Source organism: Mesorhizobium sp. M0293, assembly GCF_040321735.1.
GTDB lineage: Bacteria > Pseudomonadota > Alphaproteobacteria > Rhizobiales > Rhizobiaceae > Mesorhizobium.
The window spans coordinates 98,005-122,463 of record NZ_JAMYSA010000005.1 but is presented as its reverse complement, the minus strand read 5'-3'; the positions used below and the strand labels follow the sequence as shown (position 1 = coordinate 122,463).

The 24,459-nt window shown below is 60.2% G+C and carries 19 protein-coding genes and 2 pseudogenes; 8 read left to right on the top strand and 13 right to left on the bottom strand.

Annotation, left to right across the window (positions count from 1 at the left end):
• Window positions 1–26 precede the first annotated feature (26 nt).
• Window positions 27–1,061 carry a sugar ABC transporter substrate-binding protein gene (locus NKJ06_RS03855; protein WP_352809155.1) on the bottom strand — a complete coding sequence of 345 codons (1,035 nt, stop codon included), beginning with the start codon at window positions 1,059–1,061 and terminating at the stop codon, window positions 27–29.
• A 347-nt stretch (window positions 1,062–1,408) separates the two neighbouring features.
• On the opposite strand from NKJ06_RS03855, the gene NKJ06_RS03850 reads away from it, so the two are divergent.
• On the top strand, window positions 1,409–2,062 hold the full coding sequence (locus tag NKJ06_RS03850) for a TetR/AcrR family transcriptional regulator (protein WP_352809154.1): 654 nt from the start codon (window positions 1,409–1,411) through the stop codon (window positions 2,060–2,062).
• A 787-nt stretch (window positions 2,063–2,849) separates the two neighbouring features.
• Here the strand turns inward: NKJ06_RS03850 and NKJ06_RS03845 are convergent.
• The 7 genes and pseudogenes from NKJ06_RS03845 to NKJ06_RS03815 form a co-directional block, all read right to left on the bottom strand.
• On the bottom strand, window positions 2,850–3,854 hold the full coding sequence (locus tag NKJ06_RS03845; RefSeq protein ID WP_352809153.1) for a zinc-binding dehydrogenase: 1,005 nt from the start codon (window positions 3,852–3,854) through the stop codon (window positions 2,850–2,852).
• 35 nt (window positions 3,855–3,889) lie between these two features.
• Entirely contained in the window at window positions 3,890–4,981 is a 1,092-nt protein-coding gene (locus NKJ06_RS03840) for an ABC transporter ATP-binding protein (RefSeq protein ID WP_352809152.1), read from the bottom strand.
• 37 nt (window positions 4,982–5,018) lie between these two features.
• Entirely contained in the window at window positions 5,019–5,843 is an 825-nt protein-coding gene (locus NKJ06_RS03835) for a carbohydrate ABC transporter permease (protein ID WP_352809151.1), read from the bottom strand.
• A 13-nt stretch (window positions 5,844–5,856) separates the two neighbouring features.
• Entirely contained in the window at window positions 5,857–6,750 is an 894-nt protein-coding gene (locus tag NKJ06_RS03830) for a carbohydrate ABC transporter permease (protein ID WP_352809150.1), read from the bottom strand.
• Between the two features lie 74 nt (window positions 6,751–6,824).
• Window positions 6,825–8,237, bottom strand: a complete 1,413-nt coding sequence (locus NKJ06_RS03825; protein WP_352809149.1) for an extracellular solute-binding protein — start codon at window positions 8,235–8,237, stop codon at window positions 6,825–6,827.
• Window positions 8,238–8,355: 118 nt separating this feature from the next.
• A complete protein-coding gene (locus NKJ06_RS03820; RefSeq protein ID WP_352809148.1) occupies window positions 8,356–8,874 on the bottom strand; it encodes a VOC family protein in 519 nt (172 codons plus the stop codon).
• Between the two features lie 61 nt (window positions 8,875–8,935).
• A pseudogene (locus NKJ06_RS03815) lies at window positions 8,936–9,403 on the bottom strand (GMC oxidoreductase); the annotation flags it as partial.
• A 663-nt stretch (window positions 9,404–10,066) separates the two neighbouring features.
• On the opposite strand from NKJ06_RS03815, the pseudogene NKJ06_RS03810 reads away from it, so the two are divergent.
• The 7 genes and pseudogenes from NKJ06_RS03810 to NKJ06_RS03780 form a co-directional block, all read left to right on the top strand.
• A pseudogene (locus NKJ06_RS03810) lies at window positions 10,067–10,355 on the top strand (hypothetical protein); the annotation flags it as partial.
• Window positions 10,342–10,611 (top strand): hypothetical protein, encoded by a 270-nt coding sequence (locus NKJ06_RS03805; protein WP_352809165.1) that lies wholly within the window; start codon window positions 10,342–10,344, stop codon window positions 10,609–10,611. The pseudogene NKJ06_RS03810 and the gene NKJ06_RS03805, both read left to right, overlap by 14 nt.
• The gene (locus NKJ06_RS03800) at window positions 10,586–10,861 is read left to right on the top strand and encodes a hypothetical protein (RefSeq protein WP_352809147.1); all 276 of its coding nucleotides are present in this window, start codon (window positions 10,586–10,588) and stop codon (window positions 10,859–10,861) included. The genes NKJ06_RS03805 and NKJ06_RS03800 overlap by 26 nt, the downstream gene beginning before the upstream one ends.
• Window positions 10,858–12,267: a His-Xaa-Ser system radical SAM maturase HxsB gene (gene hxsB, locus NKJ06_RS03795; RefSeq protein WP_352809146.1), complete on the top strand. Its 1,410-nt coding sequence runs from the start codon at window positions 10,858–10,860 to the stop codon at window positions 12,265–12,267. Before NKJ06_RS03800 ends, hxsB begins: the two co-directional genes overlap by 4 nt.
• The gene (hxsC, locus tag NKJ06_RS03790; protein WP_352809145.1) at window positions 12,264–13,373 is read left to right on the top strand and encodes a His-Xaa-Ser system radical SAM maturase HxsC; all 1,110 of its coding nucleotides are present in this window, start codon (window positions 12,264–12,266) and stop codon (window positions 13,371–13,373) included. Before hxsB ends, hxsC begins: the two co-directional genes overlap by 4 nt.
• A complete protein-coding gene (gene hxsA / locus NKJ06_RS03785; protein WP_352809144.1) occupies window positions 13,370–13,915 on the top strand; it encodes a His-Xaa-Ser repeat protein HxsA in 546 nt (181 codons plus the stop codon). Before hxsC ends, hxsA begins: the two co-directional genes overlap by 4 nt.
• Before the next feature lie 581 nt (window positions 13,916–14,496).
• On the top strand, window positions 14,497–15,033 hold the full coding sequence (locus NKJ06_RS03780; protein WP_352809143.1) for a hypothetical protein: 537 nt from the start codon (window positions 14,497–14,499) through the stop codon (window positions 15,031–15,033).
• Between the two features lie 527 nt (window positions 15,034–15,560).
• Here NKJ06_RS03780 and NKJ06_RS03775 read toward each other — a convergent pair.
• The 5 genes from NKJ06_RS03775 to NKJ06_RS03755 are packed head-to-tail and all read right to left on the bottom strand — an operon-like array spanning window position 15,561 to window position 23,829.
• Complete coding sequence (locus NKJ06_RS03775) at window positions 15,561–16,652, bottom strand: NAD(P)/FAD-dependent oxidoreductase (RefSeq protein ID WP_352809142.1); 1,092 nt, start codon at window positions 16,650–16,652, stop codon at window positions 15,561–15,563.
• A complete protein-coding gene (locus tag NKJ06_RS03770) occupies window positions 16,633–17,055 on the bottom strand; it encodes a hypothetical protein (RefSeq protein ID WP_352809141.1) in 423 nt (140 codons plus the stop codon). The genes NKJ06_RS03775 and NKJ06_RS03770 overlap by 20 nt, the downstream gene beginning before the upstream one ends.
• Window positions 17,052–19,697 carry a LodA/GoxA family CTQ-dependent oxidase gene (locus tag NKJ06_RS03765; RefSeq protein ID WP_352809139.1) on the bottom strand — a complete coding sequence of 882 codons (2,646 nt, stop codon included), beginning with the start codon at window positions 19,695–19,697 and terminating at the stop codon, window positions 17,052–17,054. The genes NKJ06_RS03770 and NKJ06_RS03765 overlap by 4 nt, the downstream gene beginning before the upstream one ends.
• A gap of 42 nt (window positions 19,698–19,739) precedes the next feature.
• Window positions 19,740–21,737, bottom strand: coding sequence for a tyrosinase family protein (locus tag NKJ06_RS03760; RefSeq protein ID WP_352809138.1), 1,998 nt, complete (start codon window positions 21,735–21,737; stop codon window positions 19,740–19,742).
• Window positions 21,724–23,829 carry a multicopper oxidase family protein gene (locus NKJ06_RS03755; protein WP_352809137.1) on the bottom strand — a complete coding sequence of 702 codons (2,106 nt, stop codon included), beginning with the start codon at window positions 23,827–23,829 and terminating at the stop codon, window positions 21,724–21,726. The genes NKJ06_RS03760 and NKJ06_RS03755 overlap by 14 nt, the downstream gene beginning before the upstream one ends.
• Window positions 23,830–24,459 lie beyond the last annotated feature (630 nt).

Here is a 24,459-nt window from a genome sequence, read left to right as displayed (position 1 = left end):
CGGCCGCCGCCCTTCAATTAGCCGGATTACTTGTATTTGATGCCGCCGTTGGAAGGACCCCAAAAATCTTTCCAGTCGTATTTCGGAACGGTATCCAGATATTTCGCCTTGAAGTCGGCGGCATCCTTGGCGGTCACGAGAATGGTCGGACCATAGAATTCGCGATGCTCCTTGGGCTCCTCGGACGGCTTGAACGTACCGATCGCGGCATGATAGGCGAGCGCCGCGGTGATGCCGCCGCCCCAATGCGGGTTGGTGAACACGGTTGCCAGCAGTTTGCCGTCCATCACCATCTTCACCGCTTCCGGATTGCCGTCATAGGCGACGATCGGCATGTCACCGATGCCCTCCGCCTTGAGCGCCTCCATCACGCCATAGGCAATGTTGTCATTGGCGCAGTGTACGCCGGTGATCTTATCCCCATACTTGGTCAGGAAGCCGGCCATAACTTGCGCAGCCTTGGTCGTATCCCAATCTGCTGGTTGAACATCCAGCAGCTCAATGTCTGGAAAGTCTTTTAGAGCATTCTTGAGGCCATTAAGACGTTCGATCGCCGGGTTGTTGGCCGCAATGCCACCAAGATGGACGACGCCACCCTTACCGCCCATAGCATCGAAAAGGATGCGTGCGGTTTCCTCAGCAGGTTTTTCGTCCGACCAGGTCATGTGACTCACCCAGTTGTCACCGAAGTCCCATGGATGCGCATCATCGGTCTTGTTCCAGATGGTGGAAACATAACCACCAGCCGCTCTTACCGCCTCCGCCACAGGGCGGGCGTTGGGGCTGTCATTGGCATCGCAGGCAATCGCGCAGTTGCCGTTGTTCTTGGCAAGGAATGCCTTGATATCGGCCAGCGATTTCTCCGACGAACCTTCATTGATCAGAGATACCAGACCCGACTTCGGCTTGCCGAGCGATTCCACGAAGGCCTCGCCGCCGGAGACGACAGAATTCCAGTAGGCCGACGCGCGGTCGCGGTAGCTCCAGGCGATTGCCGGGTCCGTCAACGCAGCGCGTGCGAACCCGCCTCCAAATAATCCCGGCATGGCGGCCGCGCCCATGCCGGCCGCAGCCGCGAACAGAAAATTGCGACGGCTCACCGTCTCGCGCTCGATGAAATCCTTGATAAACGTCGACATTGATTCCTCCCAATCCTCGATTGAAACGCTTTCCGCGTCACGACTGGCTCTACTGCCGACGAGGAGAGCCTTGCCTTCAGGCGAGACGCTCCAGCGTCACCGGCGCCATTTAACGCACTAACCAGTTACTTCTTTTAGTTTGCCCAAGTCAAGCGGTTTCAGTATGATCAAGACAAGCAATCGCGTCGAACCGGCTGTTACGGACGGCGACGCGTGCGTATGAGTTGCAGGAAAGAAATCCCGACCACGGCAGAGGGCAGGCGCAAAACATGACGGGCGAACAAAACGAAAAGCCGGGACGAAGACCGCGCATCCGCGACGCGGAAGCCACCAAAGCGCGCATCCTCGAGGCGGCAAAAAAAGAATTTGCAAGGAAAGGCTTAGGTGGGGCGCGCGTCGATGATATCGCGGAGAAGGCGAAGGCCAACAAGCGCATGATCTACCACTATTTCGAGAGCAAGGAGGGCCTGTTCCAGAACATTCTCGAAGAGGCCTATCTCGATATTCGCAAGGCCGAGCAGAAGCTGCACCTGGAAGATCTTGACCCGAGCGCAGCGCTCGAAAAACTGGTGCGCTTCACCTGGGAATACTACCTGAAGAACCCCGAATTCCTCACCCTCGTCAACAGCGAAAACCTTCACCGGGGCAAGCATCTCAAGAAATCGGAGATCGTCAAGGTCTCCAGCCGCAAGCTCGTCAACATGGTCTCGACCATCCTCGAGCGTGGCGTGAAGGCCGGCGTGTTCCGCGAGGGCGTCGATCCCGTGCAACTCAACGTCACAATTGCAGCCGTCGGCTACTACTACCTGACGAACCGCTTTACCGGCTCGATCATCTACGAGCGGGACCTGATGACCAAGGACGCCCTGGAGCAGCGCATCCAGTTCAACCTCGATACGATCATGCGGCTCGTCGCCGCTTGACGTGACCGGCCGGCGGAACACTCCATGAAACGGTCGGAATCAATGACGTCGCAGCGGCGCCGGCGTATCGGTCGCGACGGTGTCCTATATGCTGTCAGGACTGGGCGGGTCTCCGCGGCAGCAAAGAAGCGTGCTCGACGCAGTTGACGCGATCGGCTTCATTCGCGACGCTTCGGCAGCCAGGCTGCGAGCCGGCAAGTCGAATCTTGTCCGCGTCATCAACAATATCGTCAATCCATTTTTCAGCGAGCACGTAAGCCACCGCTTCGCAACTAACGCAGCATTCCGATCGGGCCATCGTTCCTCATGATCGGCAAACCAATCAACCAATCCTTCGAGGGGCGAGTTGGATCGTTGAGACAAATCGATCCTCGGTGTCTGCGGACCAACACGCGAACTGCTCCGGGAAAAGGCGGCGGCGCCAGAGTAGCAGAGAGACCGTTCAGTCGTTCGAGCGCGCTGACAAAGGGACAAGTGTTCGGAATCCGTGGTTGATCGGGGCGTCAGAGTGCTGAGCAAATGCGGTTATGCCCAAGCGTGGAAGATCACAAGTGGTCATCAGACACATGCCCCAGTACGGCACTACCTTCCGGAAGTGGATCACAAGTCTTAAAAAGAAGATTGAGAATCGCGTTACAACCGTTTTGTGCACAATGATCCCGCTCGAAACGCCAGAGAAACGAGCCATCACGCTCGATCACGCGGGTGTTCAGATAATAGGATTGCAGTGATTTGGGTGCCGGTATCCTGTCGCTCTCAGCGAGGTGGCAGCGGTCTTAGATGGCCATCACCGTTTACTTGACACGGCCCAGTCGAGCACCACGAAGGGCTCATCGATCTCTCTGTTGAGCAGCGCGCCATAGACAGTGGACGGATCACTGGGATTCAGGCTGCGGACCAAGCCATCGACCGGGATACGGCCTTCCGATAACCATTTCAGCGCCTTGGCCAGGCCAGTAAAGGTGCTGTGCGATGCATTGTTGTACCCCTCGTAAAGCTCCTCCCACACGAAGGCACGGGCGAGGATCGGAACTTCCCATTCCCAACCGCTGCGTAAAACGACAAAGTTGAAGAACACCGCCTGAAGCATCTCTTGGGCCAGAATGGCCGTGTTCGCCTTCCACGGCACACCGACCAACACGACCTCGCCACGCTTGCGCACAACTTTGCAGCCGTCGAGCACTGCCTGTTCATGCCCCGAGCAATCGATGACCAGCGCAACCGAGCCCACATAGGCCGGATCGCCTACCGGCATCGCGGGGAGCGTGTTGACGACGCCCGACCGGAGCGCTTGAGCGCGCCGTCTTTCGTCCGGCTCGACAAGGGTAACCTCGTAACCGGCAATCCGGCACTGGTGCGCCGCCAGGTAACCGACGGGACCGGCACCGCAGACGATGACCTTGTCGCCAGGCCGCGCCGTTGTGGTCATTAGCGAGGTCATTGCCACTCCCATCAGGCGTGCCACCACCGCTACTTCTGGCGCCATACCGTCAGGAACTTTGAGTACGTAGCGAGCATCGAATTTCTGGGTCGACCGGTGGGCGCCCATGCATAGCAGCCGGTCGCCCGGCTCGATACCGGAGACGGCCGAACCGATCTCCTCGGCCTCGAACACAGCGGAATAGCCGGGACGAACCGGGAAGTCGCCGCCATCGGCCCACGCAAGTTCGGTGCCGGGGCTCACCAAGGTCGCCAATGTAGGGCCACGCACCTCATTTGGCGCCGTTGGAGTATCGTCATAATCTGCTAGTTCAAACTTGCGCTTCCCGGTGAAGACGATCTCTCGTCCCATGGCGTCCTCCAATGGATTCGAACGTGGCCGCAACCTCAGGGCCGAATGGCCTGCCCGCTTTGCGTGTCGAAGATGTGCAGTTTGTCGGGATCAAAAGCGATGCGGACATTTTCCTGGCCGGCGGTGGGCCTGTCCGAAGCAGGTACCTGCGCCACAAGTTCCTGGCCGCCCGCGTTGAGATTTAGCAGCGCCTCTGTACCAAGGTATTCTACGACCTCAATCGACGTGTCATAAGAGGTTGTCGCGACGTCGCTACTCACCAGCCGGATGTCTGATGGTCGCACACCGACCGTCACCTGCTGTGCCGTTTTCAGGACCCGGCTCAGAGCGTTGGGCGCCGGGATCTGCAATGACCCGCAGGTAAGAACTGCCGCCGCGCCAGCGGCCGCGACGACCCCCGGCATGAGGTTCATCGCGGGACTGCCGATGAAGCTGGAGACGAACAGATTGCGCGGCAGCGAGAAAACCTCCTCCGGCGACCCGATCTGTTCGATGTGGCCATCCTTCATGATGACGATCTTGTCGGCCAGTGTCATCGCCTCGATCTGGTCATGGGTGACATAAAGGACCGTGGTGCCAAGCCGTTTGTGCAGCTTCGCGATCTCCACGCGCACCTGCGTGCGCAGCTTTGCGTCAAGGTTGGAAAGCGGCTCGTCGAACAGGAAAACCTTCGGCGTTCGCACCATGGCGCGCGCCATGGCGACGCGCTGCCGCTGGCCACCTGAAAGTTGCGACGGTTTTCGAGCGAGCAGCGATTCGAGGCCGAGAATACGGGCGGCTTCGCTGATACGAATTTCTGCTTCAGTCGCGGAGAGTTTTTGAGGCTTTAGCGCGAACTCCATGTTCTGTCGGACAGTCATATGCGGGTAGAGCGCATAGTTCTGGAAGACCATCGCGATCTGCCGATCCTTTGGCGGAATATCATTTACCCGGCGGCCCGCGATCTCAAGTTCGCCGCCCGAAATGTCCTCAAGTCCGGCGACCATCCGAAGGGTAGTGGTCTTGCCGCAGCCTGACGGGCCAAGCAGGACGACGAACTCGCCCTCCTCGACAGCCAAGTCGATACCGTGCACTACTTCGACCTGGCCATAGCGCTTGACCACATTTCGCAACGTCACCGACGACATTGACGTCCTCCTCTTGAATTGATTTCTGGGATCGCGCTCATCCCTTTACCGACCCCATGGTCAGGCCCTTCACAAGCCAACGCTGGCAGGTGAGCACAAAGATCACACCTGGAATCAGGACGACCAAAGATCCCGCCATGATGCGGCCCCACTGGACCGCATCGCTCGACCAGAAGGACATGACCGCCACCGTCACCGTCTGGGCTTTCGATCCCGTCAGCATCAGCGCGAACAGGAACTCGTTCCATGAGAAGATGAAACAGAACACCGCTGATACAGCGAGGCCGGGAGCCGTCAGCGGGAGGGTCACGTGAAGAAAGGTCGCGAACACGCCGTGACCGTCAACCTGGGCTGCCTCCTCCAGCACCTCCGGCACCTCGTCGAAAAACCCTTTCATCAGCCAGACAGTGAGCGGGATGTTGAAAGTCGAGTAGACAATTATGAGCGCCAGCGGCGTGTCGAGCAGGCCAAGCGACTGGAAGATGATGTAGTAGGGAACTACGACCGCGATGGGCGGAAACATGCGCATCGACAGGATCCAGAACGCGACATCGTTGATCCATTTGCTCTTGATGCGCGAGATCGCATAGGCGGCGAGCGTCCCAACCGTCAGGCTGAACGCGGTCGAACCAAGCGCCACGATCAGGCTGTTCAGGATTTGCAGGTGAAACGGCCGCATCGTGAAGAGGTCATAGTAGTTGTCGAGCGTCGGCGTGAAGATAAAGGCTGGCGGTCTGGAGAACATAAGCGCCGCCGGCTTCAGCGAGGACACCAGGATCAGATAGATCGGCGTCATGAAGATAATGAGCACGGCGCTGAGCAGCAGGTAGACGAGAAACTTTTCGCGAACACTCGATGTCATGGCGATTTCCCTCCTACCGAGCCTGGGTGGCCTGGCTGCGCTGCATCGACTTGAAAAAGAAAGTGATCAGTACGGTTATGATGATGAGCGACACGAAAGACGCGGCGGCCCCGACGCCCATGCGCCAGAAGGTGAAACTCTGCCGATAGATGTAGAGCGACATGACTTCGGTCGCGTCGCCCGGCCCACCTTTTGTCAGCACGTAGATGATGTCGTAAATTTTGAAGGCGTCGATGGCACGCAGGAATAGCAAGCTTATAAGAACCGGCTTGAGCTGCGGTAATGTCACGTAGCGGAACACATCCCAACGCGAATTGCCGTCTATGCGCGCGGCCTCATAAGGTTCCGGCGAAAGGCTCTGCAACGCGGCAGCGGTTCCCATCATGATGAAGGGCGTCCACTGCCAGATATCGGCTATCGCTATAGCGGTGAGCGCCCAGCGGGTGCTCGTAATCCAAGGTATGGGACCCAGGCCAACAAGACCGATGAAATAGTTGAGATAGCCAAGCTCGGGAAAATAGAGGAAGAGCCAGACCAACCCAACGATGACCGGCGAAATCATCATCGGAATAAGCAGCAGCGTCCTCACCAACGCCATGCCGGGCAACTTCTGGGTCACGAGCAGGGCAATCCCCACTCCAAGCACAAGCTGTACGGAAAGCGTCATCGCCATCAGCTTGAACGTCGTGAGCAGCGCATGGAAGAAAGCCTGTGAGCTCAGGATCTCGATATAGTTGGTAAGTCCGACGAAAATTCGCGGGATGAAGGGCTTGGAGAGGTCGTAGTTCCGAAAGCTCAGCCACAACGCGTAGACCATCGGGTAGATGGTCGTGACGAACAGAATGAGGACAGCTGGTAAAAGAAATATCAGCGCGATCCTTTTGTTACGGCTGGCAGTGTGGCTCATACGGTTCTTCCTTCCCTCCTCCCATTTGAAGGAACCCGCCCTGACCGCGAAAGGTCGGGGCGGGTAGACCAGAATTACTTCGCAAGAACCTCGGCCGGTACGTCCTGAATCCAGCGCAGACGCTGTTCCAGCGGGAAGATCGAGAGCCGCGAATTGACGGCATTGCATGCGTTGGTGAGCGCCTCCAGAGCAGTTGGCGTTTCACCTGCCATGTACTTGCTCAGCTCCACGCCAAAGTTTTCTTCCATATCCTGGTAGAAGGGATGGAAGATGCGGCGGCGAGCATTGACCTGACTGTCGAGAAGCACCTTGTAGTAGGGATACTTTTTCTGCAGCGCAGGGTCAGACAGGATCGACTTGCGGAACTGGCTGACCCCATTTCCCTCGTCCGCGAACCGCCTCATCAACTTTTCGCTGGTTGCCCACTTGATGAACTCCCATGCGGCATCCTTTTCCTTGTCGGAGGACTTGGCGTTAATGGCGAAGCCAAGTGTGCCGGTATAGGTCGGCTGGGGACCCGCTTCAGATACGGGGCTTTCTGCAAAGCCCGCCTTGCCGATTGTAGCAAGCGTCGCTTCCTTGGGGTTCGTCAGGCGCACCGAACGCACGCTCCAATAGGCCGCCTCGGCAGCTTCGCCTCGCTCCATGAAGCCCGACTGAATGTCCCACATCAGACCGAGGTAGTCCGGCGGATTGAACGGAATGAGGGACTTCATGTATTCCGCGGCCTTGACATGCGCGTCACTCGTCATAGCGCACAGCCCAGTCTTTGGATCCCAGTAGTCACCGCCGAACGAGCGCATGAACGGAAAGTAGTCGTGAGTTATGGCACCCTGGACACGACTATAAGATTGGCTCGCACCATAGAGATCGAAATCGAGCGGCTTACCCCCGGCAAGCTCACCTTTCTTGCGTGTGAAGAATTCCGCAATATCGTGATATTGAGCCCATGTCTTGGCAGGAGCCAGATCATAGCCGTACTTCTTCTTGAAGTTGGCCTGCTCGTCAGCGTTTTCGAGCAAATCCGCTCGATATTGCTGCATCCAGGTCATACCTGAAGCGGGGAAAGCGAGAAGCTTACCCTGCCAGGTGTTTTCCTGCAGTTGGACTGGAATGATGTCATCCAGCCCGATCTCCTTGGCATCACGCTTGGCGCGGGCGGTCATATCCTCCAACGCCCCTGCTTCACCCAAAAGACCGACCCACGGGCTGTCGACCCAAAGCAGTTGATATGTCGGGCTGCTCGAACTCGCCTCGACGACAATCTTGTCGATAAGGCCGGGATACGGGAGTTGATCGATATGGACTTTTATTCCCGTCTGCGTCTCGAATTCGCCGACGATTGGCGCGACACGGGTGACAGACGTATCCCCTATGCCGAGCATTTTCAGCTCGACCCCGGCGAAAGGTTTGTCATCAGCAAGGGCGCTTCCGCCTAGAAGCGTCGCCATGCTGGCTGCCCAGACCATTGTTTTCAATTGCATCATTAGCTTGATCCTCCATTGGCTTGCGTTGCAGAAAAATCTTGCTGATACGATTAAGCGTCGATCGAGAAATGGGGCTCCCTAGCGCAAGCATCGAGAGAGAAAGCCCCTCTCCTAATCTTCAGCTATCGCTGATCGGAGACCACATTTTCGGACCGCCGCGCTCCTCGTACCCCATCGGGCCGGTCGTGCTCACCAGTTCAAGAAACTGGCCCCAAGGCGTCCGCAGGTAGACCCATGTCAGTCCCTCCATGGGACCCGATGAAATCAATGTCGGTCCGTCCAGGACGTCGACACCCGCGGCACGTAAACGGTCGGCCGCAGCGACCGCGTCGTCGACGGCAAGAGCGAGATGAAACGCCCCGACCTCGCTGTTGCGTTTGATTTTGCCGGGTTCGGGTTCGCCGCTGTACTCAAAGAGTTCAAGGTTGCCGCCATTCCCGCACCGAATGACCCGTTGGTCCTTGATGCGGCAGCCGGCGGGCACGCCCAACCGTCGGGCCATGAAGGTATCGTCGACATCAACACTGCCGCACTCCATGACCGTCACCGCACCGAACATCGTCTGAAAGAAACGCACTGCCTCTTCCATATTGGGCACTGTCAGACCGATATGCTGGATGCCGTGAACCTTGATCATCGCTCCTCCCTTCGTCTGCCATGCTTATTCGATTAAGCTATCTGAGGCAGCTCGTTTGTAACTAATTAGTTATTTCATAGCGCTGTGCGCCTGTCAACGGACAAGACACGATAGCAGGCTCTCTTAAGCTTCGGCGAAGCGTGGTCCGTCGTTGCGTTCCCAATCGAGATTGTCGGAGCAAGCGCCGGCTTACCGGCTTCATTATGGTCGGCGCGTTGGTGTTGGAGGAATTGATCAACGGCATGATGGAAGAGTCGCAGACACGCAATCCCTCCAGCCCATGCACCTTCAGGTCGGTACCCACCACCGCCATCGCGTCAGGCCCCATCTTGCAAGAGCCAACAGGGTGGTGGTCCGTCTTTGCCATGCGGCACGCATAGTCGAGAAGCGCCTTCGGATCCTCTGCAACCGCGGCGCCCGGCAGCGCTTCGCGCCTAGTGAACGGCTTCAACGCCGGCTGCGACATGATCTCGCGCACCATCTCAAGACCGCGTAGGGGCATCTCACGGTCATACGGCTGACCCAGTAGTTCGGGTCGATAAGCGGCACGACCCCAGGATCGGCGCTTTTCAGCCGAACACTTCCCCTGGAGCGTGGGCGCATGAACGCCGTGTTTAGTGTCGCGCCCGGGTTATCAAGACAGGCAATCCCCTTCTCGATCCCCGAGCGCTGCCCGAAATGAAACTGCATGTAGGGCGAACGCGCGTCTGAATCCGCGTACCAGAAAACCGTCAGTCTCAAACAGCGAGGGACACGACCGGTCCACTTGAAAAGCAGGTATTGTAGCCCTGCCATGAGCGTTGGCTGCGGCCGCTGCACGCTGTCATAGGAATAGTGGCCAGCGCATTCACAAAGCACGCGAGATGTCGACATGATCTGGAAGTTAGCTCCCACTCCTGGCAGATCATGTGTTGCATCGATGCCAAGGGCCTAGATATCGTCGGCCGTCCCGATGCCCGACAGCAGAAAGAGACGCGTTGAACCGATTGCGCCTGAGATTGCTCAAGACCTCTCGCGCACATTCAATGCGCGCGACCTTGTCCTCCTGCGCAACATAGACACCGCGAGCCCGCCCCACCTCAACCGCAACGCGGATCGCCTATGCCCCGGTCTGAAAGCACTAAGCGTCTGGCGCTGAAATGTGCATATATTGTGCGTAAGGGTGTCGCATATGGGATGTCGGAGATTTGTCATGACCCACGCACAGCTCGCACATTCCACGATGGTCTCAGGCCTTGTCGATAGCCTTCAGGAGCCGCGCACGCCTTATATCTCGCCGAAGCGTCTGTCGCAGGCGCTTGGCGTAAAGGTGGCCAACCTGGCGCAGCCTACGGGGGTTCACCGCAACACCCTTCGCAATCCCTCGTCGGAGCGACTGCCGGGGCCGGATGCGCGAGATGGTCAAGGTAATTTCGGCCGCGACGGAACTCACAGGCGACGTCAAAAAGGCGATCTTTTGGTACCGCAATGAACCAATTGCCGCACCTCGGCCTCATCGTGCTGGCGGCGTTCCAGTCGAGCTACAAGAGCCAGACGGGCGTCGATGCCCCGACCCGTCGCGCAATGAGGGGAATTCGCCGCCGCGCGAGAAAGGCTGGCATGAACGAAGGACAGTATTTCGACGAGTGGATCGAGTGGAAAAGACAAAGAACAAAGCAAATATGCGTTGATTGTTCGGGTCTAGCCGCGCATTATCGCGCTGGGTGGGGACATGACGAAATTTCCGAATTCTACTGAATCCGAATGTGTGGTGGTGATACCGCCACAGTTCGAGAAATACGCCGATGCCGCGATGCTTCGGCTGCAGGCGCTCTACCCCAACTGCCGTCTTGCGTGGAAGGGCGGCACGATATCAATAGGCTCATCAAGCGGTATTGCCGAAGACCAGCTTCGAAAAGATATTTTGTATGCCGTCTACCGCGAGAAAATATACGCGGAAACCTTGTTCACGCGTGAGGCACTTGTCGCCGCGGTGACAAGCCGATGAACGTATGGCCATTGAAGTTCCGCGAGATGCCGGACGGTTCGGTCCTGTTCTCCGATGACGCAGGCGAGTTCTTCAAGTCCAGCCACGGCTTCCTGGATCGGTACGCCACCGACAACCTGTCCCCCGCCGATGAGACGTTCCTGAGGGAGGGAAATCACGGCTTCGACAAGGAGTTCGACCTTCACTGGACATCGTTCGCCTACAGGTGGGCGCGGCGCCAGTCGAGGCCGACGAGAATGAACTACGTCATCCTCGTGCCGACGCTCCGCTGCAACCTTGCCTGCGGCTATTGCCAGGTTTCCCGAGCTCCCGAAAAGGCCCTCGGGTTCGACTGGTCGCCCGAAACCCTCGCTGGTGTCCTCTCGTTTCTCGATAGTCTGGAAGGTCCCGACATCAAGATCGAATTCCAGGGTGGCGAGCCCATGCTGCGGGTCGACATGCTGGAAGCCGTCCGCGACTTCTGCCGGGAAAAGTTTTCCCAATCCCAGTTCGTCGTCTGCACGAACCTGCAGCGACTGGATCCGCGCGCATGGGCGTTCCTCGATGCCGACGACACCTTCATCAGCACCTCCCTTGACGGAGACCGGGCCACCCATGAGCGCCAGCGCACCCATGGAAGCGAAGTCACCGACGCCTTCTTTGGAAATCTCGAGGCGGCCGTTTCCCGCTATCCGAAGGGCAAGATCTCGGCATTGCCGACGGTGGACGTCGCCAACCCACCGGACTTCGAGGCGCTGCTGGACAACTACGAACGCTGCGGAGTCCGGTCCGTCTACCTTCGCCCGATAAACCACCAAGGACTCGCGCGAAAGATTCAGCAGGGCGACAATGTCCTTGCGCGTTGGAACCGCCTTCATTGCGAATTCATCGACCTGCTGATCGCTCGCAACCATCGCACTGGGGGCTTCATGGAGGAATACTACTTCAGCCAGTGCCTGAAGCGTGTGCTCCACTTCGATGCCAACAACCACGTCGACATACGTAACCCGAACTTCTTCGCCTCCGACTACGCCGTGATAGACCACGACGGCCGCTTCTACCCGACCGACGAGGCCCGGATGCTGTCCAGGATCGGCCGTATTGATCTTAGCATTGGCGATGTCGGGACGGGGATCGACCGGGCAAAGGTAGACGTTCTCAATTCGGGCGCACTCAACCACTTCGATCCGGATTGCATCCATTGCGCCTATCAGCCGTTCTGCGGCACTGACGTGATCGACGATATCTCCCGGTATGGCCGGATCGACGTTCCGCGGCCTGACACATGGTTCTGCGGTCGGCACTTGTCGCTCTTCGACAAGGTCTTTGAGGTCCTCTACCGAAACGACGAGCCGACACGCGCCTCGCTGGCCGCCTGGCTCGGCGTTGCCGGCTGGACCGGCGACATGGCCCCGGTGCACCCATGATACCCCTGCGCATCAAGGTGGAAGCAAACGCTGACCAGCCTTTCGTGGTACGGCTTCGCTCGGTTGAGCTCGCGGTCTGCGAGCAAAAGACGGAACAACTGAATCCTTTCGACGCCGCGCTGGAGCGCGTCGGCCCGGAAGGGGCTGATTACGTCGGCGAGGCCGGTCCGATACGAATCCTTGGCATCGATCCCTCCAAAGTCGATGGAGACGTGTTGTTGGTGAACCCTCGGCGTGGAACTGCGGATCGCCTTATCCGTAGTACGTCTCAACACAACACCTTCTTGGTCACGGAGCGGTGCGACCAGGTTTGCCTGATGTGCTCCCAGCCGCCCAAGAAGCACCACGTCGACCTATTCCCGTATTTCGAAACCGCGGCGTTGCTTGCGCCGGAAGGCGCGACGATCGGGATCTCCGGCGGGGAGCCGACGCTTTTCAAAACTCAGCTGTTCCGATTTCTAGAGAGGGTGCTTTGGGCGCGCCCGGACCTTTCCTTCCACGTCCTGACCAATGGCCAGCATTTCGATCTGGATGATCGGGAGGCGATGAGTCGTATCGATCGGGGAAGGGTGTTCTGGGGGATCCCTCTTTATTCCTGCGATCCCGCTGTTCATGACGAGATCGTCGGGAAGGCCGGCGCGCACGCGCAACTGCTGGAGAACCTGGCGCTCATGTGCCGCCTGGGTGCCCAGGTAGAGCTCCGCACCGTGCTGATGCGTCCGAATGCGGATGGGCTGCCTCAACTGGCAAGGTTCATCGTCTCCACTCTGCCGTTCATCCGGACATGGGCAGTCATGCAGATGGAGAACATCGGCTTCGGCCGAATGAACTGGAAGACGCTATTCTACGACAGTTCGGAAGGCTTCGATGTCGTCAGCCGTTCCATCGATCTCGTGCGGAGCCGGGGAATAGATGCCTGGCTCTACAATTTCCCGCTCTGCACGGTACCGGAGCCATACCGCCATTTGGCGCCGGCTACGATCTCCGACTGGAAGCGTGCCTACCGAGAGGAGTGCGACGGATGCTCGTTGAAGGCTCGGTGCGGGGGATTTTTCGAGTGGCATCCAGCTAACCACGGATACAGCAATTTGGGGGCTATCCAATGAAGAAGCGGCTTTTCGCGATACCGTCGCTGCTCGCGGCGGGATTCTTGCCAGCCAATGCACAAGCGCTGCCAACCAAGCCAACGTTGGACGGCGACCTTGGAAGGACGAAATCTCTCTTCGATATCTTCAAGCTCGACCACCTGTACACGCTGGCCGGACATCGGAGCCACAGCAGCCATAGTTCACATTCGAGCCATCGGTCGTCGACGGGCGGCTATTCCTACACCCCGCCGGTACCAAGCGAACAGGCCCCGGTGTATAGCGCGCCGTCAACACCCGCACCGACCTACCAGGCGCCCGCTATCGCGCCAGCGCCGGCACCGCTGAAGACACTTCCAGGCAATGCCTACAAATTCAAGGAGATCGTCCAGGAGGTCCAGTTCGCCTTGCTCGCGTTCGGCTACTACAGCGGCGAGATAGACGGCGAGATGAATCCGGAGCTGAGGGCCGGGCTACTGCGCATGCAGGCAGACTACTCTTTGAAGGTAACCGGCACGATTACGCCCGAGACGCTGACTGCGTTAAGGATAGAGGCCAGATAAGGGGCTCCTACCACGCTGGGCGCAATAGAACGTAGGAAAGCGTGAACCCACACTGCTTCTGTTCCATCTCGATCTGCTTCGTAATGCGTGCGTACCCCCCCACTAACGGACACCCGACGGCGTCGAGACACCCTAGATTGAAGAGGTCTTGTACAGCAATCCCAAAACCAACTCAGAGGCTATACTCGGCCTGCCCTGACGGTGGCCGTTTGCGGATGACATCGGCTAGGTTCTCGATGTGATCTTCAATTGACCCGATCCCGACATCGTGCCCTCCCCCAGTTTATGGAATTTGCGGCCGATCGTGTCCAGCCGATAGATGGGTAACGTCGGCGCAACGGCCTCAATTCACATGAACCGACCGGCCTTGGAGAGACATGAGAAAAGCCAGAAAATGGCTGCGCCTTCGTCCCACGGGATGCCGGCGCCCGAATTCTAGTTGCATCTGCCCTTGAAGTATACGACAGAGGCTCTGGCGAGATTCTCTTTGACGAGAAGAATAGCTGTAAGGCTTCGCGCCTAGTTGATTGACAAACACGGCGAAGATGACTCTTGTCCATTAAATCCATCGGGGATAGAGATTGGCAATCACGATCAAGCAGGTGCGCGAAGCCTTTCAGCTCCTTTATGAGAGTATCCACGATCGCGAGTTTAGAAAGACGCTCGACCTGAATAACTGGAGCGAGAAGGAGGTGCTCCCGCTGGTCCGCACTTTTCTGCTTGGCTATTTCGGTCATTGCTACCCTGAGGTTTCAGTCCGCTTGCAGAGCTCGGTATCCGGCTGGGGACGCGTCGACTTTCAGATCGGCGGCGTAGCGGTCGAGTTCGCCGTCCGCCGGCCGGGTGACCGGAAGGGACCCATATCATCTAAGGTTAACACGACCGAGATGATCAAGCTGATGATGTACCAAGGCGCTGGTCTCTTGGTGCTGTTCGACTTCTCGGCGAATCCTTTCGGCGAAGAAGACATAGAACGCTTTCGCGACTATCCCTCGCTCGGCCGGGGCAACTTTCGACGGACAGCGTTCAATGTTGCTTACTACTATGTCGAGAGCGCCAGACGCCGCGATTATCGTTGCATTTCCAGAAATATCCGCGTGCGAAATGGCGCCGCATAATCAACTCTCGATTCAGGCTCTGTCCCGACGACCGACGACCCAGCGTGAACGACGCCAGTGGGCGTTTGCGTCCCCGGAGCATATGGCACATCCCCTGTGTTCAAGCGATCCAGACGACCTGAAGACCTGAAGCGCCGCGGCTGCATTGAAGATCAGGCGCGGTCTTAAACCCAGGATTCGATCCAGTTCCGATGATCTCGAAGTGGTGCGTCAGACGGTCGAGCAGCGCAACTGTCATCTCGACGTCGCCGAAACTGCTCACCATTCTCTACAGGTGACGCCCCCGATTCCAGATGTTCAGAGAATATCGGCTGTTGGCACTGTAGGAGATCAAGCAAGTCGGGGTTGCTACAACTCTGCGGCATCCTTTCCATCTCCAAAAGGAATTACAATGGCGGACGCCTCTGTCAGCGCAACCAGCTTCACGCCGTTCAGCGGCCGTATCGTCGAGCGGTTGCCGGGTCCAGGATGAGACGGACTTCATCCTGATGGCCGTCCTCAAGGCCACGGTCATCCAACGCTATAGATTATTTAGTGGGACTTTCGGGATGAGGCCGACGCCGCTGCCAGAAAGCTGTGTCCCAACGCGCGGCTGCGGCATAGTGGGCAGCAAGCGCGGGGGCGTAGTCGGCAAAGCTCTGCGCGGCGATCATCGCGTAGCGCGTCCTTGCGAGTTCGTCGCGTCCGTCGACCATGTCCGACGCGGCATAGGCGGCGAGGATACCTGAGCGCAGCGCGTGCACGATCCCGCGCGACGACAACGGATCAGCGGCGAACAAGCTGTCACCCGTCGCCACCCAGCGCTCACCCGCGGCTGGATCCACCGTGGCCGTTCCCGCCGATTTCACCAGCGTTGCGGTTTCACGCGCACCAGGAGGCAGCAGCGGTGCGATCAGCCTTGTTTCCGCCAGTGCGCGATACCAGGATTCTGCGTCGCGCAGATCGTGACCGAGGTCAGGATCGGTCAGGCATGCCACCACCCGGCGTTGGTCGGGCAAGTCGGCGCTGTACCACCAGCCTTCGGGGCACGCCTCGATGACCATTCGACAATCGCCCGGCGCGCGGTCGAAAAAGCGGGTATATGCGGCGAGGTGACCGTGCACCCGGAGCTTCGCGCCGAAGGATCGCGCCAGCCTCCAGCTTCGGCCGGTCGCCCAGATCACGGCGTCGGCGACGATCTCTGCATCGGCGAGCTCGAGACGCCAGCCTTGGCCGTCACGCACCGCCGAACGCACGGCGCAGCCAAGCCGAACCTCGACGCCTGTTGTGGCTGCCGCCTCTACTAGCAGTTGGTCGAACCGAGCCCGGTCGAGCTGCCAGCCGGAACCTTGGGCGGAGAAGATGCTAGGACGCTCGCTGAGCGCGTCGTCGGCCCAGGCTGAAACGACAGCGCGGTTGTCGACGAAAGTGGCAGCAAGGAACGGTTCCCAGGCCCCGAGCTGTCGCAGCAGCCCTTGCGCCACTGCCGGCAGCACCTCGCCTGGCTTGGCCCGGTCGTGCCGCCCAGCCTCGATCAGCACCACGCGCCGTCCAGGCGCGTGACGGCGCAATGTCAGTGCGGCCGCGGTGCCCGCCGGCCCGCCACCGATGACGACGAATTCAGCCTGCTCTGACGGCATAGAAGGACGCCACCACCCCTGCCGGGTTGGTGCTGCCGCCGTCGCCCGAATGCGGGATCGTGCGCACCACAGAGCCGACGATCGCCGGCACTTCCAGCCGGTCGGTGCTGTTGGGCCACACCGGCACGAGCCAGCCTATATAGTCGTAGATCCACTCCTCGCCGCCGACCACGCCCTTGCCCTGGAAACGGACCTGCATCGGCGAGCCGTAACCAAAACTGCCGCGCAGATCGAGCGACCATCCTGGGCCGCCGATCGTTCCCGAGAGTTCAGTCTCCGATTGCTCCACGATTGTTAGCGTGCCCTCGCCGAACAGGAGGTCGTTGGCCGCCTTGCTGATATCGGGATCGTTGAGAAAGCTGCGATAGGTCCAGTTGCCGACAAACGGATTGGTCACGGTCATTCTCCCGAATCTTCGACGCAAATGTATTTTGTCTGGGGTGAAGGCTGATCGAGCCCGCCCGCCGGATTGCGGACGATGAAGCCGAGCTTCGACCATTCGGTCACCATCTTGAGGTCGCCGGCAAGCGTCTGCGGAATGCCGCGCGCCCAGTTGCGGAACTGGAAGTCGGTACCGACCGGGTAGTAGACCTGCATCGGCCGATGCGCCGGCCACCACAAGGTCTCCCAGACACGCCGCTCGCGCTCCATCAGCGTGTTGCCGACGCTGTCGGGATAAAGGACGTTCCACTCCTCGTAGGTGACGTCGATCGTCTGCGTGGAGCATTCGTTGAAATCGGCCTGCCACGGCAGCCCGCTGAGCTTGGTAAGATCGCCAGGCTGCAGCCCAATGTCGAAGTCGCTTCCCAGCGACAGCGGATCGGAGGCATAGGCGATATAGCCTTCCTCGCTGACGCCCGCTCCCCATCGGTTGGCGTTCTCCTGCGCCGCCGTCAGCGCAAAGCTGTACCATTCCGGATCGGCTTTGATCCGGTAAGGTCCTCGCCAGATCGCCGCGTTGCGGATGATCCAAGTCACTTCACCGCCCGGACAGAAGGCGCCGCCGAGCCCGTTCGACAGCACACCCTGGTCGAGACCGCGTCCGCCCGGCACGTTCCAGTCCTTGTAGGGCTGCCACGGATCGATCGCGGGGGCAAAGCCCGCATCGACCTCGTCTATGAAGATACCGGCAGCCCACTGCCGCAGCAGGAACAATTGCGTGTCGGTCAGCCGCAGGAACTTGCTCACCGTCTTGTTGGTGATCGGATTGTCGCCCGCCAGCAGCGGCATAAGCGGCAGGTGATAGGTGCGTGTCGCCGGATTGGCGTCGAGACGGAACAGGTTCTCTTCGCCAGGCTTCCTCAGCAGATCGAACAGATACTGCCGCGCGGAGCGGCCGGGATCGGTCGTGGCGTCCTTGGCCGCGGCAGTGAGCGCACGGTCAAGCAACTGGCCGGAGCGATATTCGAACGCCAGCCGGCGCAACGCGGCCCCGATCGGCTCGTCCGGATCGGTGGTCCGGTCCGGTTCGCCGGGTTCCTGCCGCGACGAGGCCCGGGCGAGCGTCAGCATCCGCTTGCGCGGTGGTGCGGCGGCCGCGGCGATGCGCTCGATCACGCCGGCGACCACGGCGTCGAAGGCGCTGCACGCCTCGGCATAGGCCGGCTCGGCCACCGTGTCGTTGTCGGCGAACATTTTTTTCCAGCGCGCGGCATAGCTGCGCGGCGCCTCACCATCGTCAGGCGGGCAGACCGCGGCGCTGAAAGTCGCCGCTGCCGCCCTCAGCGTGGCGGCGGCATCGCCAACCACGGCATCGTCCGCCGCGCCCGGCGCCTGCGTTGCATCGAGCAGCATCAGGCTCGGTTCCACCGCAGCCTCGAGCAGCCGCCCGCCGACATGATCGTCTTTCGCGCGACCTTCCTTTTGCGCCAGCGCACGCGGCGCGATCCGCGGCGGGATGCACAAGCGATAGGGGTCGAACGTACCCCGGCTCGACTGGTTGTGCGGGAAGTTCGATTGCTGGAGGATGTTGGTGAAATAGGAGAATTCGTCGGCGCGGAAAATGATCGGCCAGATGTCGCGCCAGAACCACGGCCGGTAGGCCGGATTCCACTCCACGGGACCTGCTTTCCAATGCAACAGGGCGACCGTATCGTTGGGATCGATCTTCCGCGGCGCGTCGAAGGTTCCTGATGTTCCAAACATGTCGGTGCGATAGGCGAATTCGCGGATCGACATGTCCTCGACCACATCTTCCAGCGTGATCATGTCGAGCACTTCCGGCGCGTAGCGCGGATACCCGACCAGCACCCAGGCAGGATATTCGACATCGATGTAGCGCAGCGCTTGGACGCGCTCCTCCATCATCACCAGCCGCGCCATCACCGGCCCGTCGGATATGTCGTCGAACCACCCGTCGCTGTTGGCGTAGGTCTCGATGCGCGGATGGCCAAACCCGTTGAGGAACGAGCCGCTGTTGCCGTGTCCGCCAAGCAGCAGCAGCCGCCCGCTGTCGTCGGTCATCAATTCGCCCAGCGTGTCGATGTCGTTTGGCACCATCCCGGTCGGCGGGAAGGTGACGGCATAGGCCGGGTTGGTGTCTCGCCCGAAGCTCGCCCTGCGGCGCGACGTGCAGTCGACCGCTTGCGGGCCGGCGTCGATGATCAAATTCTGCCGTTCGACCGGATCGGTGATGCCGGCGTTGCGCAACGGCGCATCGGCGGCATAGCCCGCCTCGCCGCGCAGCCCGTCGAAGGTGAACCATGCCGCCTTCTTGTTGGCGAGCTGAACGCGCCACTGGATGTCGACCAGCTTGCCGCGGTTGCCGCCACCCTCGACATGGTCGCCGATCTTCAGCGGACTGCCCAGTGGATTGGCGGCGTCATAGACGAAGATCTGGAAACGCGCGGCCTGGCGCTTGATGCGGCCCTTGCTGTCCTTGAAGTGCTTGATCGGCGCATCGCCTTTCGCGGCATTGCCGTTGGCGTCGCATTCGATCGGCAACTGCGCCGGCTTTTCCGGCGAGATGCAGAAACCCTCGGGGCTGTCGCCGAGCCGCGCGATGCCGACGGCCGGGTGGATGCGATAGACTGTTGGGTCGGCCATTTGATTTCCCCTCGGTGCCTGCGCCGGCCGTGTCTTGTGTTTTCAATCGAGAAAGTTGAGCGAGACCCCGTCGAGCCGCAGCAACTCGCGGTCCTCCTCATAGGAGGCGCCGATCACGACCAGGCTTACTGTCAGGCTGGTGGCGCCGGCCGCGATCAGCCGGCGTGCGGCGCGCGTCACATCGATGCGGTGGTTGCGCGGCGTGTTCATGCTGCGCTCGCGTAGATCGAACTTGCGGTTCTCCGCTGGTGGAATCTCGCAATGCCCGGGCCCGCCAAAGCATTCGCCATGGCCGAAGATCGCGGCGTAACCGGCATAGCCCGGCAGGTTGAGCGGCGTGCTGGCGTCGGCATCCGGCGTGTTGAGAAACGCGCGGATAAAGCAGGAGCGCGGCAATTGCGGCACGCGGTGCAGCCGCACTTCCGCCGACCGGAAGCTCTTGGTCGCTTCGGGCACCGCGATCGGCGCCGAGACGAAGCGTCCGACCGGACTGGTCAGCCCGACCGGCATGAGGCATCCGCCACGCACATACTCATAGCCGAAGCGGTTCATGTCGAGCGTATCGCGCACCGCATAGCTCCACGGCGTCAGCGCGGAATCGAGATCGGCGGGCAGGCCGTCGGGATGGTCCTGCTGCCAGCGCCACCAGAGCCGGTCGATATTGGCGTGCACCGGCCAGAAGATCGGATCGTAGGACGCGGTCAGGTTCGAGAACATGTCGCCGAACTGCGGCTCGGAGTAGAGGTCGTCGCGCTGGTGGAACTTGCGTCCGGCAACGCGTACCGCGCTGTTGCGATCGGCGGGCGCGCTGGTCTTGAACGCGGGGTTCATACCCCCGGTCCAGATGTGCATCGTGTTGTGCGGATTCTGGTCCAGGAAGCCGAAGCTGTCGACATAAAGGCTGCCGCCGCCAAAGTCGCGGAAGGTGCGCAGGCTGAGGATCTCGTCGATGTCCTCCTGTGCCGGATAATGATAGTGGATGACGGTGTTGATCGTGCCTTTGCCGAACTGGCTGGAATAGCGCAGCGGATACCATAGCGAATTGGCCTCGAGCAGCGCGTCGATCAGCCGCTTGCGATTCTCCCCCTCCACATAGTCCTTGCCGCAGACGCCGCTGACCGCGTCATAGGCCTGCGTTGGATTGGCCCAGAGCTTGCCCACCAGCGTGCCGATCTCGGCCGGGAAACCGTGATCGCGCAGGAAGCGCACAGAGGCCTCCGTGAGGAAACCCTTGAACGCATCGGGCAGGATTGCGCCGCTTGCCGGATCCTCCGGCTTGTAGCGCGGAGCGGGGAAATCCCACCACGGCATGGTCACATCAGGGCAGAAATCCTGCAAAGCCTGTTCGAATTCATAAAGATACACGCGATGCCACGGCAGGAAACGCTCCCAGCCATGTTGACAGTGGTTCTGGTGGATCAAGGCCAGATTGTTGTAGCTGCGTTTGTCGCCGACCCATTTGTTGAGCTTGTAGAGCTCGCGAAAAGCATAGCGCAGCCGCTCCTTCTGCGCGTCGTCCAGCACATCGACATCCATTCGCTGCCGCAGCTCGCCCTTGGCGTAGCGCCATGCCGCCGGATCGGACGCCGCGCCGAAGACGGGGCCGGCAATCCCCTTCACCTCGATGCGCGCCTCGGTCGTTACGCTCACCTCGCTGGCGAGTGCAATCGATCCGATCAACGCGCCCGGGCAGCCTTCTTCGATCCACGTCTCGATCCGGTCGATGTCGTCATCGGCGACCGCCGTGCCGCCCCAGGGCAGGCGGGGGAACTGCTTACCGTCGAATGGCGGCAGTCCGCGCAGGCCGCGGATCAGCGCCGAGCGCGCCCCGCGCCCCTTGGCGTCGCTCGTGCCGCAGCAGGTGGTCGAGAGCGGCGCGACCCGCGGCATCCCGTGCAACTGCAGCGCCAGGAATTCCGGCAGCGTCAGTCCGGTCAGGTTGCCGGGTCCCGTGGTGCCGCCCGCGGCAGTGAGGATCGCCTCTACGTCGCTCCAGGTGAACGGCTGGGCAGGCATTGGCTGCGCCTTATTTGTGGACATCGTGGCCGTCCATCTGCATCAGCATCGCGCCGCCCTGGGCGGTGTCGCCCACCTGGTCGGGCAGCACCACGGCAACGTTCTGCATCATGCCCTGGTCCTCATGGTCGAGGATATGGCAGTGCAGCACGTATTCGCCGATGTAGCGCTCGTAGCGGGTGCGGACCTTGATCGTGTAGATGCCGGAGAAGCCGGCAGGCAAGGATTGCGGGATCAGGCTCTTGATCCACAGCGTATCCTTCCACACGCCCTTGAGCCCGGCATATTGCGGATCGTAGGGCTCACCGCCGGCATCGTCTATCGCGCCCGGCGCGCTGACGTCCTTGCCGTTGGGATCGATGATCGAGACGATCTGGAACGGATTGACGTGGATGTGGAACGGATGGCTGACGAAGTGCGACTGCAGCGTCCATTCCTGCGCCTTGCCCAGCGGCAGCGAGCGGTCGATGCGAGTCGGGTCGTAGGGCCTAGCGTCGGCCGTGTTGAGCGTGTTGCCGACCTCGAACTTGGTGTCCGGTCCGGTCGTGTCGATGAAGAAGGTCAGCTCCTGCGTGCCGTTGCCCTTCACCTCGTCGTCGCTAATGTCGGGATGCGGGGTGAAGCTGGTGAATTTCGTTCCGGCCTTGAGTTCGGCCACCACAGTCGCTCTGACGTCGGCGGGCATGTTGGTTTCGGCCAGGGCAACCAGCTTGCGGTTGATGTAGGTTTCCACATTGTCGACCGGCGTTCCCGGCGCGACGTCGACCAGTGCGAGCAGTTGCGGTCCGACATTGAGCCCGTTGACCACACCCGATTTGGGTGCCGAGGAGTCGATCACGCAGTAGTGTCCGGCTTCTGGAAAGACGACCAGCGCGTCAAAGCGATAGCCGGGCTGGAAGGTTGCAAGCTTGGTCGGCTGCGCCGCCGCCATCGTCAGCCCGTCGGCCGCAACCAGCGTATAGGGCACGGGCGTGGTGCTGCACGTATCCTTGATGAACGCCGCGTTGGTGTCGGCATTGAGCAGCGTTTTCACTCCGGGCTTGAGCTTACCGTCAAGCACCTTGAAAAATTGCAGGCTGATCGTGTCGCGCACGCCGGCATGGACCATGCGCCAGCGCTCGATCTGGCCCTGCGTTGCCTTCAAGGGGTCGTTGGGATTGAACACCTTGCCATTGAGCGAGGTATAGCGCCCCGATGCCGGCCAGGTGCCCGGCCCGAACTGGTCGTAGCCCTCGATGCCGCCGACGTCGCCCGGACCGCAGAAATAGTGGCCGTTGATGTCCTGCTTGATGGGGCCGAGCTCTCCGGGTTTCGCCGCCGTCGCGCGGCAGGCATACTGGATCTGCTGCATCACCAGCACCCGCTCGGGGATAGCCGAGGTCGGGATCAGCGTATCGATGTCGCCATGCGCGGCTGGCGTCGGCACGCGGTTGCCGCGAATGATCAGCGCACCGGCCATGCCGCTCGACACCTGCAGCGCAGTCGAGCCGTGGCGATGGGTGTGGTACCAGAACGTGCCGGAAGGATGATCGGACGGGATGTTGTATTCGTAAGTGAACCGCGTTTGCGGGTTGATCGACAGCAGCACATTGTCGCTGTTGCCCGATGGGCTTACCCACAGCCCATGGGTATGGAGATTGGTCCCGTTGAAGCAGTGCGGGATGTCGGGCATCTGGCCGCCCGGCATGCAGCCGGGGTCGCCGGGCTGCGGCCCTCCCGGCAACTGGTTGTCGAGGGTGACGCGCACCGTGTCGCCTGGAATTGCTTCGATCGTCGGCGAGACATAAGGAGCATTGGGATCAACGCCCTTGCCGGTGTAGCCACGCAGATGGACCTTGTCGTAGCCGCCCGTTGACGGGTTGTAGATCTGGTTGTCGATATAGTCGATTTTGAGATTGAGCAGGCGGTCGCCGCGCACCGGCAGCGTGTTGCCGGGCAGTGGCGCAGCGGGTGCGAGCTCCGTCAGGGCGGGCTTGGCAATCGGCGCGCGGTCATCCTGCAGCACTGGTGGATTGAGGATCTCGGCCGCTGCGGGCAGCACCGCGATTGGTCCCAGGCCGCTGCCGAAAACACACGCGAGAAATCGCGCACGCACCATCGATCCACCACGCAGCATGGGGTTCCCTCACATTGGCTATAGACTTCAATCTGTAAACATAGTGCACTCGATCAGGAAATATGTCTAGCTTCAAAGGTTGGAAAATCCACAATTTACTTCTACAAAAACTGTGCAAACGAATTTTAGAACTTTCTTATACACACTATTAAATCGTTTCGCTCTCATTCTATTTTAATCGGCTAAGATGCCGATCCGCGATCGACCAATACAGCCTCTCGATCTTCACCGAAAAGCAAAATTGCCAGCTGAGCGCAGCTGATAGCAAGCATAACCACTGCCAACAAACACGCTGGAGGGAGATCGTTCACGCTGCAGGTCGTTGCCTATCCCGATCGCCTGGTTGGTAAGCGCCTGCGCGCACAGAGAAGACCGACATGCCATCTCCACCCCTTCTACCCTTCTTAGTTCACCACCAGGCTGGACAGTTTCCGCCTCTGGCGCCGGCCACGCAGCGGCCCACTGCGCAACCGCGCCCACAGTCGCTTTCCGAAGTGCCCGGCAAGCCCCCACGTCTGCAAATATCGTCTCCGGCAGCATCGCAGCTCCGCCTTAACCTCGTCTGAGGTCCCCATGAGCATGATCATCGGCCGACTTCTCCTCAGTCCATGCGCCTTAGTGGAGGACTGC

Excerpts from the sequence above, each read along its gene's own strand:
- NKJ06_RS03770 (WP_352809141.1), bottom strand. The coding sequence starts at position 17,055 with ATGACCGTGACCAATCCGTTTGTCGGCAACTGGACCTATCGCAGCTTT.
- hxsA (WP_352809144.1), top strand. The coding sequence starts at position 13,370 with ATGAAGAAGCGGCTTTTCGCGATACCGTCGCTGCTCGCGGCGGGATTC.
- NKJ06_RS03845 (WP_352809153.1), bottom strand. The coding sequence starts at position 3,854 with ATGGGACGAGAGATCGTCTTCACCGGGAAGCGCAAGTTTGAACTAGCA.
- NKJ06_RS03760 (WP_352809138.1), bottom strand. The coding sequence starts at position 21,737 with ATGTCCACAAATAAGGCGCAGCCAATGCCTGCCCAGCCGTTCACCTGG.
- NKJ06_RS03825 (WP_352809149.1), bottom strand. The coding sequence starts at position 8,237 with ATGATGCAATTGAAAACAATGGTCTGGGCAGCCAGCATGGCGACGCTT.
- NKJ06_RS03830 (WP_352809150.1), bottom strand. The coding sequence starts at position 6,750 with ATGAGCCACACTGCCAGCCGTAACAAAAGGATCGCGCTGATATTTCTT.
- NKJ06_RS03775 (WP_352809142.1), bottom strand. The coding sequence starts at position 16,652 with ATGCCGTCAGAGCAGGCTGAATTCGTCGTCATCGGTGGCGGGCCGGCG.
- NKJ06_RS03805 (WP_352809165.1), top strand. The coding sequence starts at position 10,342 with ATGAACCAATTGCCGCACCTCGGCCTCATCGTGCTGGCGGCGTTCCAG.
- NKJ06_RS03855 (WP_352809155.1), bottom strand. The coding sequence starts at position 1,061 with ATGGGCGCGGCCGCCATGCCGGGATTATTTGGAGGCGGGTTCGCACGC.
- NKJ06_RS03840 (WP_352809152.1), bottom strand. The coding sequence starts at position 4,981 with ATGTCGTCGGTGACGTTGCGAAATGTGGTCAAGCGCTATGGCCAGGTC.
- NKJ06_RS03820 (WP_352809148.1), bottom strand. The coding sequence starts at position 8,874 with ATGATCAAGGTTCACGGCATCCAGCATATCGGTCTGACAGTGCCCAAT.
- hxsB (WP_352809146.1), top strand. The coding sequence starts at position 10,858 with ATGAACGTATGGCCATTGAAGTTCCGCGAGATGCCGGACGGTTCGGTC.
- NKJ06_RS03800 (WP_352809147.1), top strand. The coding sequence starts at position 10,586 with ATGACGAAATTTCCGAATTCTACTGAATCCGAATGTGTGGTGGTGATA.
- NKJ06_RS03755 (WP_352809137.1), bottom strand. The coding sequence starts at position 23,829 with ATGCTGCGTGGTGGATCGATGGTGCGTGCGCGATTTCTCGCGTGTGTT.
- hxsC (WP_352809145.1), top strand. The coding sequence starts at position 12,264 with ATGATACCCCTGCGCATCAAGGTGGAAGCAAACGCTGACCAGCCTTTC.
- NKJ06_RS03835 (WP_352809151.1), bottom strand. The coding sequence starts at position 5,843 with ATGACATCGAGTGTTCGCGAAAAGTTTCTCGTCTACCTGCTGCTCAGC.
- NKJ06_RS03850 (WP_352809154.1), top strand. The coding sequence starts at position 1,409 with ATGACGGGCGAACAAAACGAAAAGCCGGGACGAAGACCGCGCATCCGC.
- NKJ06_RS03765 (WP_352809139.1), bottom strand. The coding sequence starts at position 19,697 with ATGGCCGACCCAACAGTCTATCGCATCCACCCGGCCGTCGGCATCGCG.